A 17,049-nucleotide genomic window follows, 5' to 3' on the forward strand; every position below is an offset into this window, starting at 1 on the left:
CGCCGGGGCTGGACGTCGTGAGTGACACGGGAGCGAGCCCGCTGCTCAGGCGTCCGCCGCCAGCAGTTCGTGCACCCGGCGCGCTGTGGCCGCGTCGCGGGCTGCCGTGAACGGCAGCGCGTTGCCGCCCGTCACGCGGAACGGCTCGCCCGTGAGTGTCAGATGGGAGCCGCCCGCCTCCTCCACCAGCAGCAGACCGGCCGCGTGGTCCCAGGCCAGCTCCCAGTTGAACGCCACGGCGTCGAGGGCGCCCCTGGCGACGGCGAGGTACTCCAGGCCCGCCGAGCCGCACGGCCTGGTGCTGACTCCCTCGGTACGGAGGGCGAGCAGCGAGCTCTTCTGCTCGGGCGTGGTGAAGTCGGGGTGCGATGTGGCCACCCGGAGTTCCGCGCCGGGCGCGGGCGAACCGGCCTGGAGCAGTTCCCCGTTGAGCCGCGCCCCACCGCCCCGTACGGCCACCGCCATCTCGTCGAGTACCGCCGCATAGGTCCAGGAGGCGAGGACTTCGCCGCGGTGGGCGAGCGCCACCAAGGTGCAGAACCCCGGTTCGCCGCGCACGAACTGGCGGGTGCCGTCGACCGGGTCGACGATCCAGACGGGAGCGTCGCCCCGTATCGCCGCGTACGAGGACGGGTCTGCCGCGACCGCCTCCTCACCGACCACCACCGAGCCCGGCAGCAGGGCGGTGAGAGCCGCTGTGAGGTGTTCCTCGGCGCCGCGGTCGGCCACCGTCACCAGGTCGTGCGGTCCGCTCTTCTCCGCGATCTCGTGCACGGCGAGCTGCCGGAAGCGCGGCAGGATCTCGGCGGCGGCCGCCTCGCGGACCGCCGTGTCGACCTCGTTCAAGTCCCTGGTCAGAAGCTGTTCGGTCATGCCCCCCATCTCAGCACACCCGGATGACCGCGCCGTGCCGGTTCAGCGGCCGACGGCGTAACCCTGCATGCCGCGCGGGTTCGCCGCGGCGCTCAGCACCCCGGTCTCCGGGTCGCGGGCGACCGCGCACAGCCTCCCCTCCGACCAGGCGTCGCCGACGGTGACGTCATGCCCGCGGCGGCGCAGCTCCCCGATGATCTCCTCTCCCGTCCGCGACTCGACGGTGACGCTGCCCGGCCGCATTCCGCGCGGGTGGAAGGAGCTGGGGAACGAGTCGCTGTGCCAGTTCGGGGCGTCGATGGCGCCCTGCAGGTCCAGGCCGCCCCGGACCGGGGCGGTCAGCGCGACCGCCAGGAAGAAGTGCAGCTGCCACTGGTCCTGCTGGTCACCGCCCGGCGTGCCGAAGGCGAGGACCGGGACCCCGTCCCGCAGGGCGAGCGAGGGGGTGAGGGTGGTGCGCGGACGGCAGCCGGGGGTGAGCGAGTTCGGCAGTCCCTCGTCCAGCCATGCCATCTGGAGCCGGGTACCGAGCGGGAAGCCGAGTTCCGGCACGACCGGGTTGGACTGGAGCCAGCCGCCGCTCGGGGTCGCGGAGATCATGTTGCCCCAGCGGTCGACGACGTCGAGGTGGCAGGTGTCGCCGCGGGTGGCACCGTCCTTGGCGACGGTCGGCTCACCGGCGCCGGGGGCGCCCGGTGCCTCGGATCCGGGCTCGCCCGCGGCCACGGCGGTGGCCTGCCTGCTGAGCCGCGGCTCGCGGCCGCCGGGGCTGCCGGGGCGCAGATCGTGCGAGGCCCGGCCGGTGATCAGTGCGCGGCGCTCCGCGTTGTACGGGCCCGACAGGAGCGTGTCCAGCGGCACGGGGGCGGCGTCGCCGTACCAGGCCTCCCGGTCGGCCATCGCCAGTTTGCAGCCCTCGACGAGCAGGTGCACGTAGTCGGCGGATCCGTACCGGGGCAGCTCCGGCGGGAGGAGGGCGAGCTGCTGGAGGAGGGCCGGGCCCTGGCTCCAGCCGCCCGCCTTGCAGAGGGTCCAGCCGTTCCAGTCGTAGGTCGCGGGGGCCTCGTAGGACGCCGACCAGCCGCCGAGGTCTGCCATGGTGAGCGTGCCGGTGTGGCGGGCGCCGCTGGTGTCCCTGGTGGGTCGCTGCGACTGGCGTACGAGCGCCTCGGCGATGAACCCCTCGCGCCAGACCGCGCGTGCGGCGTCGATCTGGGCGGCCCGGTCCTGCGAACCGGTGGTGGCCTCGGCGATCAGCCGGCGCCAGGTCGCGGCGAGCGCGGGGTTGCGGAACAGTTCCCCGGGGGCGGGGGACCTGCCGCCGGGAAGGTACACGTCGGCGGACGACCGCCACTCGGTCTCGAAGACTTCGCGCACGGACTCGACCGTCAGACCGACCCGCTCGACGGGCGCGTGACCGTCCTGCGCGTAACCGATGGCGTACTTCAGCACATCGGCGAGGGACTTGGTGCCGTGATCGCGGAGCAGCAGCATCCAGGCATCGAAGGCTCCGGGCACCGCGGCGGCCAGCGGTCCCGTGCCGGGGACGAGGCCGAGGCCGAGCGAGCGGTAGTGCGCGGCGCTCGCACCAGCGGGGGCGACGCCCTGCCCGCAGAGCACCCGCACCTCGCCGCCGGCCGGGGCTATGAGGGCGGGGACCTCTCCGGCCGGGCCGTTGAGGTGCGGCTCGACGACATGCAGCACGAACCCGGCGGCGACAGCGGCGTCGTAGGCGTTCCCGCCGTCCTCCAGCACAGCCATCGCGGACTGTGAGGCGAGCCAGTGGGTGGACGACACCATGCCGAAGGTGCCCTGGAGAGTCGGTCGAGTGGTGAACATACGGCTTATCACCTCGGTGTTCGGGCGCTGTGGCCAGGCAGGTCGGTGCTCAGGACGGAACCGGGGCCGCCCGGGGAGTACCGGCCGGAGCCCTCGCCCGTCCGCTCCCCCAGCAGGCTATCCATCGCCCTGCGTCCCACACCGGCCGGGCGGGTATGGACCGCGCGGTGACGGCCCGTCTCAGCCCGCGGACTTCAACAGGTCCGCGATCCTGGTGAACCCGCGCCTCTCGGCGTGCTCCAGGGCCGTCACCCCATCTCTGTCCGGCAGGTCCACCGTGGCGCCCGCAGTGATCAGCAGCTCGGCGATCTCCTGGTGTGCCCGTCCTCCGTCACCGAGGATCACCGCCTCCAACAAGGCAGTCCAGCCAAGGCGGTTGACGTGGTCCACATCGATGTCGGTCTCCCGCAGGAGAGCCCGTACGTAGTCCACGTGACCGCGCTCGGACGCGGGGATCAGGGCGATCCCGCCGAAGCGGTTGCGCAGTTCGAGGTCGGGACCCGCCGCCAGCAGCACACGCATCATCGCCACACTGCCAGTGACACCGGTGGCCAGCCAGGGGCTCTCGTCGCGCTCGTCCTGAGCGTTGGGGTCCGCGCCCGCGGTGACCAGGACGCGGGCCGCCTCGACCCGGTCACCGAGCGAGCAGAGAAGAAGGGGGGTACGGCCGTGTGCGTCACGGACCTCTGTGTCCGCACCCGCCGCCAGGGCTGCCCGCACCGCCGTCGCGTCCCCGCGGTCGGCGGCGTCCAGCAATGCCTGGTCATGCTTGTTCATCCGGTCTCTCCTTCTCCGTTCCCTGCCCGCACCCCGGTATCGTCGCCTACCCGTTGAGGGCTGCGACGCCGGCCTTCGCGAATGTCTCGTCCAGGTCTCCGGACGGGGCCCCGGCGACGCCGATGGCCGCCACGGGGGCACCCTTGGCGGTAAGCGGTGCGCCGCCGGCGAGGAACAGGGTGCCGGGAACGTCCCTAAGGTTCGGCGTCTGGTCCAGTCGCTCGACCAGTTCGGACGTGGGGGCGTTCCAGGAGACCGCGGTATACGCCTTCTTCTCGGCCGACGCGTAGGACTGCGGGCCCGCACCGTCTCCGCGCAGGGTGACAAGTGTGTTGCCGTCACGGTCGACGACCGCCACGGACACGTGCTGGTTGCCCTTCTCGGCGGCGTGCAGCGCGGCCTGCGCGGCCTTGACCGCGGCAGCGGTGTCCAGGTGGGTGGATTCGACGGTGTCGCCCTTGTGCAGGCCGGGCGCCGCAGCCGCCCGGACCGCCGGGGCCGGGGACGACGCGCCGGCGGAGACCACCCCGACGGTGCCGACGGCCGCCGCGGCGAGCAGGGCGCCCCCGGCCACGAGGCGAACGCGCTGGGTGTTCTTGATGTGCTTCACTGCCGGCTCCTGAGGGTGGTGGGGTGGTTCGGGCCGCGGTTCACCGCGGTTCCGTTCGGTCGGGTGGGGCGTCCGGGGGCTCCCCGTTCCGCCGTCCCGCTCCGGAATCCATCCTGGGCCTGGTTCGCTTCGGGATCCGTCGGCGTACCGGCTGCGACCGGCGCCCGGAACGGCTGACGGCCGGGTCATCCGATCGGCTGACACCACGCTCGCCGCGATCGACCACAATGGGGGTGTTTGCCCTTCGGGGCAGTACACGGACCGGCGACGGACGAAGCCGGACCGACGACTCGAGACGAGGGGGACCCTGCTGTGGCAGAGCGCGCCGACGCCGACCCGGACGCCAGGTGGCTCGCCGCCGTCATGCATGCGGCGTTCTTCCTGCTGCTCGGGGGCGCCCTCTCGCGCTTCCTGATCCGCCATCCCGGCGAGGCGCGCATCCCATGGATCGTCGCCCTGTCCGCCGTCCTGGCCCTGCTGTACGTATGCGGTCCGCCGCTCGGCGCCCGCGGCGCCGCCTCCCGCCGCCCCGGCCGACCGGCGTGGCTGTTCCTGGTGGTCGCCGCCTGGGTCGTGCTCGTCCTCCTCGCACCCAGCTTCGCTTGGTGCGCGGTGCCGCTGTTCTACACCGGCCTGCGCACGCTCCCGCTCCGTGCGGCGCTCGTCCTCGTCGGTCTGCTGACGGCTCTGGTCGTCGCCGCGCAGCTCCAGCTGGCCGGGCGCTTCGATCCGGACCTGCTGCTGGCCCCGCCCGCCGTCGCCGCGCTCGCCGCCGCTGTCTTCCTCCACATGGAGCGGCAGACGGCCAGACAGCGTGCCCTGATCGACGACCTGATCCGCACCCGCCGCGAACTCGCCGCCACCGAGCGCCGCGAAGGCATGCTCGCGGAGCGCCAGCGGCTGTCCATGGAGATCCACGACACCCTCGCACAGTCGCTGTCCAGTCAGCAGATGCTGCTGCAGGCGGCGGACCGGCTCTGGGACACCGACCGCCCGCTCGCGCGCACCCACGTCCGCACCGCCGAGTCGGTGACCGAGCGCGGTCTGGCCGAGACCCGCCGATTCGTCCAGGACCTGTCCCCCGCCGATCTCGCGGACGCCGAGGGGGCCGACGGGGGCCTGCAGGAGGCGCTGCGGGCCCTGGCAGAGAGGGAGTCGGGCGCGGGAATGACTGTCCGGTTCCATGCCGAGGGCTCGGCGGAGCTGCTGCCCGACCGGGTGCGGTCTGCACTGCTGCGGATCGCGCAGGGCGGCCTGGCCAACGCCCGCGAACACTCCGGTGCCTCCACCGCCGCACTGACCCTGACCAGCCTGGACGACCAGGTACTCCTCGACATCGCGGACGACGGCCGCGGCTTCGACCCGGACGGGCCGCCCGCACCGTCCACCCTGCGCGGTCACGGCCTGCCCGCGATCCGCGCACGCGCCGGGCAGCTCGGGGGCGCCCTCACCGTCGAGTCGGCGCCGGGCCATGGCACTGTCCTGTCCGTGGCGATCCCGCTGGCCACGTCGTCTTCCCCGCCACCGCCACCGGAGAGCCCGTCACCACAGGAGATCCCGTGAGCGCAGGAGAGCCCGTGAGCACACATCCCCCGGTCCGGATCGTCGTCTGCGACGACCACGCCGTCGTACGCGCAGGCCTCCTCGCCCTGCTCGGCAGCACCCCCGGCATCGTCGTGGTCGGTGAGGCGGGCACAGGGGAGGAAGCCGTCGCGCTCGCCGCGAAGCTGGTTCCCGATGTCGTCCTCATGGACCTCCAGCTGGGCGCGGGGCTCGACGGCGTCGAGGCCACCCGACGGATCACGTCCGCCCCCGGCAGCCCGCGGGGCTCCCACGTACTGGTGCTGACCACCTACGACACGGACGCGGACATCACCCGCGCCATCGAGGCCGGGGCGACCGGCTACCTGCTGAAGGCCGAGCGTCCCGAGGAGCTCTTCGCCGCCATCCATGCGGCCGCCCAGGGCCGCACCGCGCTCTCGCCACCGGTCGCCAGCCGGGTGATGGCCCGCATGCGCAGCCCGCGGCCGGCACTCACCGAGCGCGAGCTGGACATTCTCGGCCAGCTCGCGCAGGGTCTCGGCAACCGGGACATCGCCCGCGCCCTGTTCATCAGCGAGGCGACCGTGAAGACCCACTTGGGCCGTATCTACAGCAAACTGGGCGTCGAGACGCGCGCGGGCGCCGTGGTCGTGGCGAAGGAGCAGCGCCTCGCCCCCTGAGCGACCTGCGGGGCGGATCGAGGAAGTCACGGCGCGCCGCAGCGGCCCTCCGCAGGCCAGTACGCATCCGCCGGCTCCCGCGCAGCATCCGGTACGCGTACGCCCGGACAGTCAGGCGGCGCGATAGCCACGCGTGCGGACCACATGCCGGGCCAGGTCGCTGAAAGCACGGGCGGCTGCGCTCCGGTAGGCGTTCTCGCGGTGGAGCAGCATGACGGTACGCGCGGGCAGAGCCGGCTGGAGGGGGACGGGATGGAGCCGGGGGTGCTCGTGGGTGACGGCGTCGGGCAGCACTGCGGCCAGCTCGGTGCGCTGGACGATCTCGGTGAGGGCCTGGATGGAGTTGGCCTCCACCACGATGCGCGGCTGCACCCGGTGAGCGGCGAAGTAGGCGTCGATATGGCTGCGTGTCGCGAAGTCGCCGCTGAGCAGGGCGAGTCGGGTGCCATGGAGGTCACTCACCGGGACCGCCGCCGGCTTCCCCGTCGCGGGCCGGGTGCCGGTGACGAGGCTGAGTGTCTCGGTGAACAGCGGGCTCGCGGTGATACCGGGCGGGTGGGGGTCGTGGAAGGCGATTCCGAGGTCGAGTTCGTCGGCCAGCAGCCCGGCCTCGATGCGGTCCTGGGTCATCTCCTTGACGTCCAGGGTGATTCCGGGGTGGCGCGAGTGCAGCTCGGCGGTGAGCGGGCCGATGAGGTAGGCGGTGAAGGTCGGGGTGAGGGCGAGACGGAGGTGGCCGCGGGAGAGGTCGGCGACGTCCAGGACGGCGCGCTCCCCGGCCGCCAGATCACGCAGGGCCTGGCGGGCGTGGTGCACATAGGTCTCACCGGCGTCGGTGAGCCGGACCGTGCGGCCAGTCCGGTCCAGCAGCTGCACACCGACAGCGCGCTCCAGCTGTTTGATCTGCTGGGAGAGCGTGGGCTGCGAGATGTGCAGGTCTTCGGCCGCCCGGGTGAAACCGGCATGCTCGGCGACGGCTATCAGATAGCGCAGATGACGGATTTCCGGGGCCATACGCACCACCATAGATCCACTCATGGATGGTATCTATCGCAGCGATCGGTTATACGTCTTGGACGCTATACCACCAGGTCAGGCACTGTTGATTCAGCCAGCCGGACAGGAAGGCGGTGCCGGAGGGAGCGGTCCGTGCACGACCTCGCCGCGGTGTCGGGCGATTCCAGCGGTATTTCCGCCCGTCCCCGGCCGGCCGTCCCGATCCGGCCGGCCGTCCCCCTCGGTCACACCCGACCCACCGGGCAGCCCCGCTGCCCTCCCCCGGAGGAACCCATGGACTTCGAACAGCGCACGATCGACATTGCCCGCCGCAACGTCGAGGAGGGCGGCCGCCCCTTCGCGACCGTCATCGTCCGGGACGGCGAGATCCTGGCCGAGAGCCCGAACCTGGTGGCCCAGACCAGCGATCCGACCGCACACGCCGAGGTCCTCGCCATCCGTGAGGCGTGCACGAAGCTCGGCACCGAGCACCTGACCGGCGCCACCATCTACGTACTCGCGCATCCGTGCCCGATGTGCCTGGGCGCTCTGTACTACTGCTCACCGGACGAGGTCGTCTTCCTGACCACCCGCGAGGCCTACGAGCCGCACTACGTGGACGACCGCAAGTACTTCGAACTCGACTCCTTCTACGGCGAGTTCGCCAAGGATTACACCGAGCGCCGGCTCCCCATGCGCCACGACGCACGGGAAGCAGCCACCGACGTGTACAAGGCGTGGCAGAAGCGCAACGGCGGCGAGCGCCGCGTATCAGGAACACCGGCCTCCTGACTCGGGCAGCCCGCTTCGCGCCCGAGGACGGATCACCGCACGGAGGACACCCCGCTCAACGGGCGGCGGACCGGCCCAACGGCGCGTGCGCCGCGTTTCGCCGCGTTTCGCCGCGGTCAGCGGATGCCGCGCCAGCACTCACCGAGACCGCCGGCCGGCGTCGACTTCCCGAGTTCCAGCAGGAAGCCCTCGTGGTCGGTGTTCTCGACGGTGTAGGACCACCCGCAGCTCTGCCGCCAGAAGCCGGAGTAGTAGATGTGCTGCAGGCCGTCGGTCGGATTGGCCTTCTGGTCGGCCGCCGAGCGCTCCAGGTCCTTGAGCCCGCTGTGGGTACCGGGAGCGCAGTTCTCGCCGGAGCCGGCCATGTTGACGTCCCCCGCGAACACCGTGGGCCCGGCGGTGGGGGTGAGGACGTCATCCCGCAGGGCGGCGCATTCGACGGCCTGGTGGCTGTCCTGGGACTTCAGCGAGAGATGGGTGGTGCAGACCCGGACGGACGGCCACTCCGACGTGCCGACCTGCGCGCAGAGGTAGGAGCGCCAGCCGGGATTCTCGTAGTACCCGTGCGGCCCCGGCCCGGTGATTTCCTTCGCCAGGATGGCGTTGACCCCGACGCCACGCCCCGCGGTGCAGTCGCGCGGCCTGTTGTCCGTACCCGCGCCGGTCTCCTGATAGGCCAGTTGGTACCCGATGGTGTCGGCGACACTGCGCAGATCACCGAGGCAGCCCTCGCTGACGGTGATGACGTCGGGGATGTGCCGGGAGACCTGGGTGGCGACCGACGCACGCTTGAGCGCGGCGACGCGCTTCTCCTCAGCCGTCCAGGCGGCACTGTCGACGGCCGCACCCGACGTGTTGGGGAAACAGCTGGGGGTCTCCTTGGAACCCCACATGCACATGTTCAGCTGCTCGATCGTGAGGATTCCCGGACCGTCGGCCTGATCGGGATTGGAAGGGGACCCCGCGGCCGATGCCGTGGCGGTGGTCGCGGCAGAGGAAAGGGCCAAGGCGAGCAGGAGCCCCAGGAGGACGGTACGCAGACGTTTCATCGACAGCAGCACAGCGCGTCAACATACGCGGCACGACACCGGCACACAAGACCGACTGCCCCCAACTAGGCTTCCTGCAAGCTGACTTGACTTCCGTTCCGCCCGCCGGACAGTCACCCGGACCCATTGGGCGGCGACGGTCAACACGCCCGCGCGTCCCGGGCGGAAATCTTTTGCACATCATCCGAACAGCCCTCAGGTAGAAACGATTCTCCGCAGACGCACCGGGCCGCTCCGTGACGTCTCCCCGGGGGGCGCGAGCGATCCAGTACTTCCGATTGGAACGTCAAGAGTCTGTAAATTCAGGGTCAAGCGAAGAGCAATAGAACTCTTCGGGACTACAGCCTCAGGAGCTTCGATGAATTATGGAAACGCGCTGCGCGAGGAGATCTCCGCACCGGGCACCACGCCGCTCATCGGTATTTACGACATGTATTCAGCTTCCGTCGCGGCCGGTCACTACAACGGGTTCTTCGTCTCCGGATTCGGTTTCGCCGCCTCTCACTACGGTCTTCCCGACATCGGTTACATCGCCTGGCCCGACATGGTCGCCTTCGTCGAGCGGCTTCGCCTGGCCTTTCCCGGCCGGCACCTCCTCGTCGACATCGACGACGGGTATGTCGATCCGGAGGTCGCCTGCCACGTCGTGCAGCGCCTGAACCGGGCCGGCGCGTCCGGCGTGATCCTGGAGGACCAGAAGCGCCCCCGCCGCTGCGGGCACGCGGACGGCAAGCAGGTCCTGCCGTTCGGGGAGTACCTGGACAAGCTCAACATGGTGCTGGAGTGCCGCGGGGACATGGTCGTGGTGGCCCGCACCGACGCGGTCGAGGACGACGACATCCTCCACCGGGCCGCGGCGCTGGCCAAGACCGACGCCGACGTGGTGCTCGTCGACGGCGTACGCAGCGTGGAGTGGATCCGCCGTATCCGCGACGTGATCGGTGACAAGCCATTGCTCTTCAACCAGATCGCCGGCGGCAAGTCGCCCCGCCTGTCCCTTCCGGAGCTGGACGCCCTGAACGTGGACGTCGCGATCTACTCCACCCCGTGCCTCTTCGCCGCCCACGAGGCCATCGACACGGCCATGCGGAACCTCAAGGCGGCCGACGGGCGCCTCCCGGAGGCGGGCGGCGAGCGGAGCATCGGCGTGCCGGAGTCGACGCGGCTGCTGGAGCGCAACATCAGCCGCCACCACGACTCCCCCTCGCTCCTCGGCTCCTGACGGCTGCCCGCACCGCACCGCCGTGAGCCCGGCTCGCGGCCCCCTCACCCGATGACAGTCGTGCACCACCACTACCGACGGCCACCGTCTCGCCGCGGTGGCCGTGAGGAGGCCCCACGGTGACATCCCCTCCCGAATCCGCGCCCGCTTCGCTCCCCTCCGTTCCATCGCGCGGCGGGGTCCCGCCCGGCGCGGCCCGCCCCCGCCGGGCTACAGCCCCGGCGGCGGTCCGGAGCCTGCTGTCGGCAGCGGCCGGCCTGGCCATCAGCGCCGCCTGCGGCCAGGGCGTGCCGGCTGCCGCCGCGGAGAGCCCTCTTCTGGTGTCGTCCATCACGCTGCCCACGCACCTCGCCGCCCTCGAAGTGGACAACTCGAACGCGGACTCCTGGCTGGAGGTGGACCGGACGGCGAATGCCCAGACCGGCGCCGGGGACGCGGGCAGCGACCACGAGGGCGGCGACTGACCCCACGCGGCTCGAAGCGACGGGTCACCGCGCCCCCGCTCGCGCTGCTGCACCCGGGGATCGGGAGGAGACTTGGCGTACGGGCAGCACCTCGATGGCCGGCCACGCGTACGCCACGTGGGTCCCACGGTCCCCCGTCGAGGAGCCGTCAGTGCTCGGCCGGACACCCAGGAGGAGTCATGCTCAGCGCCATCGCGGACGTACTGCGGGCCATCGGAGGCACCATCGCCTCCGTGGTCTCGCTTCCCTTCAGGGCCCTCGCCCGGCTCTTCGGCGGCGCATCCGGGGGCGGCCGCTGACGCCGGGCGGAGACCGCAGGATTCATTGCGCCGCTCACGGCCCTTGATTGGGCCGGAAGGGTCGCTCCCTCTCCGCCGGCCCGGCCGGCCGTCGCTGTCCCGCGCGTCACCCGCGCGGGACCGTCACTCCGCGCCGTGGCGGCGACCGCCGTCCTCGTCGCCGTCACCCCGGCCGGCGCCGCCGGAACCGTCGGCCCGGTCCGTATCGTCGCGGTCCGTATCGTCGCGGTCCGTATCGTCGCGGTCCGTATCGTCGCGGTCCGTATCGTCGCGGTCCGTATCGTCGCGGTCCGTGTCATCGTGATCTGTGCCCTCGGTGCCCCGCTGGACGTCCGCCTCCCTGCGCAGCCGGAGCCCCTGAGCCACGAAGACCACGGAGATGACGATCCACAGAACGGTGGCGATCCAGGCGTACGGCTTCGGCGCCCAGACGAGCCAGATGAATGCCCAGACGAAGAAGATCCCCGCCAGCGCGAAGTACCTGGTGGCCGTGGTGCGGACGAGCCACCTCGACGCGGCTGCGGTTGGCCGTTCATTGCGCTCCATGAACGGAACGTACCCGCGATCACGCCCCGCCGTCGTTCAGCAGTTCCCGCAGCAGGCGCTCGTCGTCGGAGCTGAGGTCGGCGACGAAGCGGGCCAGCACGGTCCGCCGGTCGCCGCCGCTCTCCAGCGCGCGGTGCATACGGATCGCGGTGAGCCCCTGTGCGTCCTGGAGCGGTACGTACACGAAGCCGCGGCCCGAGCGCTCCCGGCCGACGACACCCTTCCGGTGCAGCCGGGCAAGGATCGTCGTCACGGTGGTCCGAGCCAGCGGCAGCGCGAGGAGGCGCCGCACCTGGCCGGGGCTCAGCGGGGCGTCCGCGGCCCACAGGGCCGCCACGACGCTTGCTTCGAGCACACCGGCCGGACGACGTCCGGCGCTGCTGCCGCTCATGGAACGCCCCTCACCGCTATCGTCTACAGTTACGTAGACCGTCTACTGAACTGTAGTCGCTTCGGTGCGGTCCGTCACCCGTCGGCCCGGCCCGCACCGCCGGTCCGGCGCGGCGTCCGGGCCGTCCCTCGTCCGTCCTACCGGAAAGGCCGGGATCCTTGCTCACAGCTTCTTCCCTCGCGGTGAACATCCTGGATGCGCAGTCCGTGCTGTCCGCCTTCGGCGTGGCCGGAATCGCCGTGGTGATGTTCGCCGAGACCGGCCTGCTGGTCGGCTTCTTCCTGCCGGGCGACACTCTGCTGTTCACCGCGGGGCTGCTCTGCACAGGGAGCTCCACCGGCACCCTGAGCCTGTCGCTGCCCATGGTGCTGCTCGCATCGGCTGTGGGGGCTCTCGCGGGAGCCCAGTGCGGCTATCTGATTGGGCGGAAGGCGGGAGGCGCCCTGCTCGCCCGCAGCCGCTCGGAACATCTGCGGAAGGGGGCGGCCCGCGCGGAGGAACTGCTCGGCAAATACGGCCACGCGAAGGCCGTCGTCCTCGCGCGCTTCGTCCCGGTGGTCCGCACGGTGCTCAACCCGATGGCGGGCGCGCTCTCCGTACCGCTCAGGACCTTCACGGTCTGGCAGGTGGTCGGCGGCCTCGTCTGGAGCCAGGGCCTGGTGCTCGCCGGATACGCACTCGGGTCATCCATCCCGAACGTGGACCACTACCTGCTGCCGATCATCGCGGTGATCGTCCTGGTGTCCCTGCTGCCCCTCGCCCTTGAACTGCGGCGCTCCCGCAAGAACCGCCCGCGCACGGACGGAGCCGCCGGATGAACTCCGCGTTCGACGGATCCACCGTCGACGGCGGCCTCTACACCGGAACGGTCGGTCTGGCCCATCGCGCCCCCGGCTGGCTGGACTCGGCCGTGTCCGTCTGGTCCGGCTACGGCCTCGTGCTGTTCGCCGTGCTGATGGTCGCCGGGTGGTGGCGGGCGCGCCGTGAGGGAGCGACCGCCGGGCTGATGGCACTGGCCGTCCCGGTGATCGTGGTGCTGGCGTACTGCGTCAACGACGCGGTCAAGGCGGCCGTACGGGAGGACCGGCCGTGCCGGAGCCTGCATGTGACGACACTGGAGGCGTGCCCGGCACCGGGCGACTGGGCCTTCCCGAGCAACCACGCGGCTCTCTCCTTCGCTGCGGCGGTGGCCCTGCTGTTCGTCTCCCGGCGGCTGGGCGCGGCCGCCCTGGTCTGCGCGGCCGCGATGGCGGTCTCCCGGGTCTGGGTGGGCGCCCACTATCCGCACGATGTCGCAGCCGGCGCCCTGGTGGGCGCGCTGGTGGCGCTGGTACTCGCGACGTCTCTGCGCCGCCGGCCCGAAGCCCTGGCCAGGCGGCTCACGGACACCAGGCTGCGGCCGCTGCTGGTCTCGTCGTGAACCGGAGGAACGCCGGCGATCTGGCCGTGTCGGCAGCCGTGGGCACGCTGGTGGCGTTCGTGCTGCTGGCGATGGTGGTGGCGGGCCACCACGGCACACCGCTGCTGACGGACGGCGGACTGCTCTCCTGGTCGGTGCGGCACCGGCCGCCGGTGGCGGTCGCCGCCGCGCGCGGTGTCACCGGCACCGGCACCGGCGTCGTCGCGTATCTGCTGGCCGTACTTGCAGGTGTGCTCGCCGGGCGCGACGCGCGGCAGCGCGTGACCGCCGGCGCCGTCTGCCTCGCCTGCCTGGGCCTGGCCCAGGTGGTGCGGTACGGGGTGATGTCCCTGATCGCGCGGCCTCGCCCGCCCGTCGGTGACTGGGCCACCCAGGCGACGGGGTGGTCGTTCCCGTCCGGGCACACCACCACGTCCGCCGTCACCGCCGGTCTGCTCATCGCGGCGGTGCTGCTGCGGGCGCCGCGGGGCAGCAGAGCGATCGTGACCGCAATCGGCTGCTGGGCCGTACTGGTCGGGCTGAGCCGGGTGTACCTCGGGGTCCACTGGTCCACTGACGTGGTCGGCGGCTGGCTGTTCGCCCTCTGCTGGCTCGCCGTCTGCTTCCGGCTCGCGGCCAGGTACCGTCCCGCGCTCCGCGCTCCCTCGGGGGAGAGCACGCCTCGAACGCGGGACGCGGCGTGCTCGCGCCGCGCCGGGGGCGGCTCCGCCGGGGCCGTCGGCTCACCGGGCGGCCCTCCGCGGGAAACGGGCTGACCGTGGGGCGGCGGACTCCGGACGCGGAGATCCACGCGGCTCGATGTCCCGGCCGCCAGGACGCCGAAGCCGCCTGCCACGGCTCCGGCCGAGCGGGTCCCACCGCGGAATTGCCCCGTCTGCTGCGGCGTTGTCGGTGGCGGGAACGGGCTCGCGCCGGATTCACGGGGCGGCCGGGCAGATCTGGAGGCAGGGCTGTGCACGGTGAGTACAAGGAGCCCGGCGGCAAGCTGGTCGTCGTCGACCTCGATGTCGAGGGCGGCGCACTGCGCAACGTCCGGGTGGCCGGGGACTTCTTCCTCGAACCGGACGAGGCGATCCTGCAGATCGACGCCGCCCTGGAAGGCGCGCCGGCCCACACCGACGCCGCCGGGCTCGCCGCGCGCCTCACCGCCGCCCTGCCCAAGACCGCGGTGCTGTTCGGTCTCTCCCCCGATGGCATCGCCATCGCCGTGCGCCGGGCCCTCAGCGGGGCCACCGAGTGGAGCGACCACGACTGGCAGCTGATCCACGACCCGGCGCAGCCCCCCGCTCTCCACATGGCGCTGGACGAGGTCCTCACCGCGGAGGTCGCGGCGGGCCGCCGCCCGCCCACCCTGCGGGTCTGGGAGTGGGCGTCCCCTGCCGTGATCATCGGCAGCTTCCAGTCCCTGCGCAACGAGGTCGATCCGGCCGGAGCCGAGCGCCACGGCTTCGCGGTGGTCCGCCGGATCTCCGGCGGAGGAGCGATGTTCGTGGAGCCGCAGAGCACCATCACCTACTCCCTCTCGGTCCCCGAGTCGCTGGTGTCCGGCCTCTCGTACGCCGACAGCTACGCGTATCTGGACGACTGGGTGCTCGGCGCGCTGGCCGGCATCGGCGTCAAGGCCTGGTACCAGCCGCTCAACGACATCGCCACCGATGTGGGCAAGATCGCGGGCGCGGCGCAGAAGCGCACCGCCGGCGGCGGGGTGCTGCACCACGTGACCATGGCCTACGACATCGACGCCGGCAAGATGGCCGACGTGCTGCGCATCGGCCGGGAGAAGCTGTCCGGCAAGGGCACCGCGAGCGCAGGGAAGCGTGTCGACCCGCTTGCCCGGCAGACGGGCCTGCCGCGCGCGGAGGTCATCGAGCGGATGATCGGGGCCTTCCGCAGGCGCTACGGTCTCGCCGACGGCAGTGTGACCGCCGATGAGATGGCACGGGCACGGGACCTGGCGGCGACCAAGTTCAGCAGCCAGGAGTGGACGGCTCGGGTGCCGTGACGGTCAGCGGACCTGCTCCCGCGGTCCGTGCCGGCCCGGCGCACCTCTCATCAGCAGCGCGTACAGCACCAGCGCCGAGGTCAGGCCCACGGCCCACCCGTAGTCCGCCAGCGGTTTGAGGAGTGGGACGAGCCCGTCCACCGGGAACGGCCCCTGCTTCGCGCCGTGCGCGTCCACCGTGGAGTAGGAGCCGCCGACCGCCAGCAGCCCGCCCACGGCAAAGGCCGCGACCGCCCGCCAGTTCCAGCCGCCGGTGTACCAGTAGCGGCCTCCTGGCCGGTAGAGGTCGGCGACGTCCAGCACAGTGCGGCGGACGATCCAGTAATCGGCGATGAGAACGCCGGCGACCGTACCGAGCACACCGCCGACCACACCGAGCCAGGTGTAGATGTACAGCTCGGGCGTGGACGTCAGCTTCCAGGGGAGGAACAGCACTCCGACGACACCGGTGATCAGCGCGCCGGTACGGAAGTTGATGAGTCGCGGCAGCAGGTTGGCCAGATCGTAGGCGGGTGAGACGACGTTGGCCGCGAGGTTCGCGGAGACCGTCGCGATGAGCACCGTCACCAGGCCGAAGAGCAGGCCGAAGGTGCTGTCGGTCCTGCCGACCAGCGCGACCGGATCCCAGACAGCGGTCCCGTAGACCGCTTCCGAGCCCGAGGTGACGAAGACCGACAGGAGTGCGAAAGCGGTCATCGTGGTCGGCAGTCCCAGGGCCTGCCCCCATACCTGGGCGCGCTGCCCCTTCCCGAAGCGGGTGAAGTCCGGGATGTTCAGGCTCAGTGTCGACCAGAAGCCGATCATGCCCATCAGTGACGGGAAGAAGACCCGCCAGAAGCCGGGGCCCCAGCCGTGTTCCGAAGGCTGGTCGAGCAGCGGCCCGAAGCCTCCCGCCTTGTGGGCGATCCAGACCAGCAGCACGACTGCGCCTACGAGAACGAACGGCGCCGCCCAGTTCTCGAAGCGGCGCAGCGTCTGCATCCCCCGGTGAATGATGGCCAGTTCACCCGCCCAGAAGACCCCGAAGCAGAGCCATAGCGTCCACGGGTAGCCGCCGACGGTCGTGACGTCCGCCCACCCGCCGCCGAAGACCTTGCCGAGCAGGACGAAGATGCCCTGGCCGCCGATCCAGGTCTGGATACCGAACCAGCAGCAGGCCACGGCGGCCCGTACCAGCGCGGGCAGGTTGGCTCCGCGCAGGCCGAAGGAAGCCCGCGCGAGGACCGGGAAGGGTATGCCGTACTTGGGGCCGGCGTGGCCGGTGAGCAGCATCGGCACGAGGACGACGACATTGGCGATCGCGATGGTCAGGACGGCCTGCTTCCAGTCCATACCGAGGGCGACGAGCCCTGAAGCGAGCGTCCACGAGGGGATGTTGTGTGCCATGCCGACCCACAGGGCTGCGAAGTTGTAGGTCGTCCAGGTGCGGTCCGGCTCCGGGACGGGCTGCAGGTCCGCGTTGGCGAACCGCCCGTCGGACGCCGCGTCGTCGCGCCCCGGTCCGGCCTGGGATATTCCGGTGTCCGTCATACATCGGCCGCCTTGGT

Annotated in this window: 19 protein-coding genes; 10 read left to right on the forward strand and 9 right to left on the reverse strand. The window is 71.7% G+C overall.

Annotation, left to right across the window (positions count from 1 at the left end):
- Window positions 1-45 precede the first annotated feature (45 nt).
- The 4 genes from OG584_RS04785 to OG584_RS04800 form a co-directional block, all read right to left on the reverse strand.
- A complete protein-coding gene (locus tag OG584_RS04785; RefSeq protein WP_405775305.1) occupies window positions 46-873 on the reverse strand; it encodes an inositol monophosphatase family protein in 828 nt (275 codons plus the stop codon).
- A gap of 42 nt (window positions 874-915) precedes the next feature.
- On the reverse strand, window positions 916-2,712 hold the full coding sequence (locus OG584_RS04790) for a gamma-glutamyltransferase family protein (protein ID WP_405775307.1): 1,797 nt from the start codon (window positions 2,710-2,712) through the stop codon (window positions 916-918).
- Window positions 2,713-2,892: 180 nt separating this feature from the next.
- Window positions 2,893-3,489 carry an ankyrin repeat domain-containing protein gene (locus OG584_RS04795; protein WP_405775309.1) on the reverse strand — a complete coding sequence of 199 codons (597 nt, stop codon included), beginning with the start codon at window positions 3,487-3,489 and terminating at the stop codon, window positions 2,893-2,895.
- 46 nt (window positions 3,490-3,535) lie between these two features.
- Window positions 3,536-4,099: a heme-binding protein gene (locus OG584_RS04800; protein WP_405775311.1), complete on the reverse strand. Its 564-nt coding sequence runs from the start codon at window positions 4,097-4,099 to the stop codon at window positions 3,536-3,538.
- Window positions 4,100-4,462: 363 nt separating this feature from the next.
- Between OG584_RS04800 and OG584_RS04805 the strand changes: the two genes are divergently transcribed.
- Entirely contained in the window at window positions 4,463-5,662 is a 1,200-nt protein-coding gene (locus OG584_RS04805) for a sensor histidine kinase (RefSeq protein ID WP_405783889.1), read from the forward strand.
- Between the two features lie 14 nt (window positions 5,663-5,676).
- Window positions 5,677-6,321, forward strand: a complete 645-nt coding sequence (locus OG584_RS04810; RefSeq protein ID WP_405775313.1) for a response regulator — start codon at window positions 5,677-5,679, stop codon at window positions 6,319-6,321.
- A gap of 111 nt (window positions 6,322-6,432) precedes the next feature.
- Here OG584_RS04810 and cynR read toward each other — a convergent pair whose 3' ends face one another.
- Window positions 6,433-7,335: a transcriptional regulator CynR gene (gene cynR / locus OG584_RS04815; protein ID WP_405775315.1), complete on the reverse strand. Its 903-nt coding sequence runs from the start codon at window positions 7,333-7,335 to the stop codon at window positions 6,433-6,435.
- A 276-nt stretch (window positions 7,336-7,611) separates the two neighbouring features.
- On the opposite strand from cynR, the gene OG584_RS04820 reads away from it, so the two are divergent.
- Window positions 7,612-8,109 (forward strand): nucleoside deaminase, encoded by a 498-nt coding sequence (locus OG584_RS04820; protein WP_405775317.1) that lies wholly within the window; start codon window positions 7,612-7,614, stop codon window positions 8,107-8,109.
- A 116-nt stretch (window positions 8,110-8,225) separates the two neighbouring features.
- On the opposite strand, the gene OG584_RS04825 is transcribed toward OG584_RS04820, so the two are convergent.
- Entirely contained in the window at window positions 8,226-9,158 is a 933-nt protein-coding gene (locus OG584_RS04825) for an endonuclease/exonuclease/phosphatase family protein (protein ID WP_405775319.1), read from the reverse strand.
- A 358-nt stretch (window positions 9,159-9,516) separates the two neighbouring features.
- Here OG584_RS04825 and OG584_RS04830 point away from each other — a divergent pair, with 358 nt between their 5' ends.
- The 3 genes from OG584_RS04830 (at window position 9,517) to OG584_RS04840 (ending at window position 11,143) form a co-directional block, all read left to right on the forward strand.
- On the forward strand, window positions 9,517-10,380 hold the full coding sequence (locus OG584_RS04830; RefSeq protein WP_405775321.1) for an oxaloacetate decarboxylase: 864 nt from the start codon (window positions 9,517-9,519) through the stop codon (window positions 10,378-10,380).
- A 119-nt stretch (window positions 10,381-10,499) separates the two neighbouring features.
- Window positions 10,500-10,844, forward strand: a complete 345-nt coding sequence (locus OG584_RS04835) for a hypothetical protein (protein ID WP_405775323.1) — start codon at window positions 10,500-10,502, stop codon at window positions 10,842-10,844.
- Between the two features lie 179 nt (window positions 10,845-11,023).
- Window positions 11,024-11,143 carry an LPFR motif small protein gene (locus OG584_RS04840; protein WP_405775325.1) on the forward strand — a complete coding sequence of 40 codons (120 nt, stop codon included), beginning with the start codon at window positions 11,024-11,026 and terminating at the stop codon, window positions 11,141-11,143.
- Window positions 11,144-11,266: 123 nt separating this feature from the next.
- Here OG584_RS04840 and OG584_RS04845 read toward each other — a convergent pair whose 3' ends face one another.
- Together OG584_RS04845 and OG584_RS04850 are read right to left on the reverse strand one after the other, a co-directional pair.
- Entirely contained in the window at window positions 11,267-11,689 is a 423-nt protein-coding gene (locus OG584_RS04845; RefSeq protein WP_405775327.1) for a hypothetical protein, read from the reverse strand.
- A gap of 19 nt (window positions 11,690-11,708) precedes the next feature.
- Window positions 11,709-12,080: a BlaI/MecI/CopY family transcriptional regulator gene (locus OG584_RS04850; protein WP_405775329.1), complete on the reverse strand. Its 372-nt coding sequence runs from the start codon at window positions 12,078-12,080 to the stop codon at window positions 11,709-11,711.
- Between the two features lie 158 nt (window positions 12,081-12,238).
- On the opposite strand from OG584_RS04850, the gene OG584_RS04855 reads away from it, so the two are divergent.
- The 4 genes from OG584_RS04855 (at window position 12,239) to OG584_RS04870 (ending at window position 15,502) form a co-directional block, all read left to right on the forward strand.
- Window positions 12,239-12,898, forward strand: coding sequence for a DedA family protein (locus OG584_RS04855; protein ID WP_405775331.1), 660 nt, complete (start codon window positions 12,239-12,241; stop codon window positions 12,896-12,898).
- Complete coding sequence (locus OG584_RS04860; RefSeq protein ID WP_405775333.1) at window positions 12,895-13,500, forward strand: phosphatase PAP2 family protein; 606 nt, start codon at window positions 12,895-12,897, stop codon at window positions 13,498-13,500. Before OG584_RS04855 ends, OG584_RS04860 begins: the two co-directional genes overlap by 4 nt.
- Window positions 13,497-14,255: a phosphatase PAP2 family protein gene (locus OG584_RS04865; RefSeq protein WP_405775335.1), complete on the forward strand. Its 759-nt coding sequence runs from the start codon at window positions 13,497-13,499 to the stop codon at window positions 14,253-14,255. The genes OG584_RS04860 and OG584_RS04865 overlap by 4 nt, the downstream gene beginning before the upstream one ends.
- A gap of 197 nt (window positions 14,256-14,452) precedes the next feature.
- Window positions 14,453-15,502, forward strand: a complete 1,050-nt coding sequence (locus tag OG584_RS04870) for a biotin/lipoate A/B protein ligase family protein (protein WP_405775337.1) — start codon at window positions 14,453-14,455, stop codon at window positions 15,500-15,502.
- A gap of 3 nt (window positions 15,503-15,505) precedes the next feature.
- Here OG584_RS04870 and OG584_RS04875 read toward each other — a convergent pair whose 3' ends face one another.
- Complete coding sequence (locus tag OG584_RS04875; RefSeq protein ID WP_405775339.1) at window positions 15,506-17,032, reverse strand: NCS1 family nucleobase:cation symporter-1; 1,527 nt, start codon at window positions 17,030-17,032, stop codon at window positions 15,506-15,508.
- Window positions 17,033-17,049 lie beyond the last annotated feature (17 nt).

The sequence above is a fragment of the Streptomyces sp. NBC_00859 genome (genome assembly GCF_045161865.1).
GTDB lineage: Bacteria > Actinomycetota > Actinomycetes > Streptomycetales > Streptomycetaceae > Streptomyces.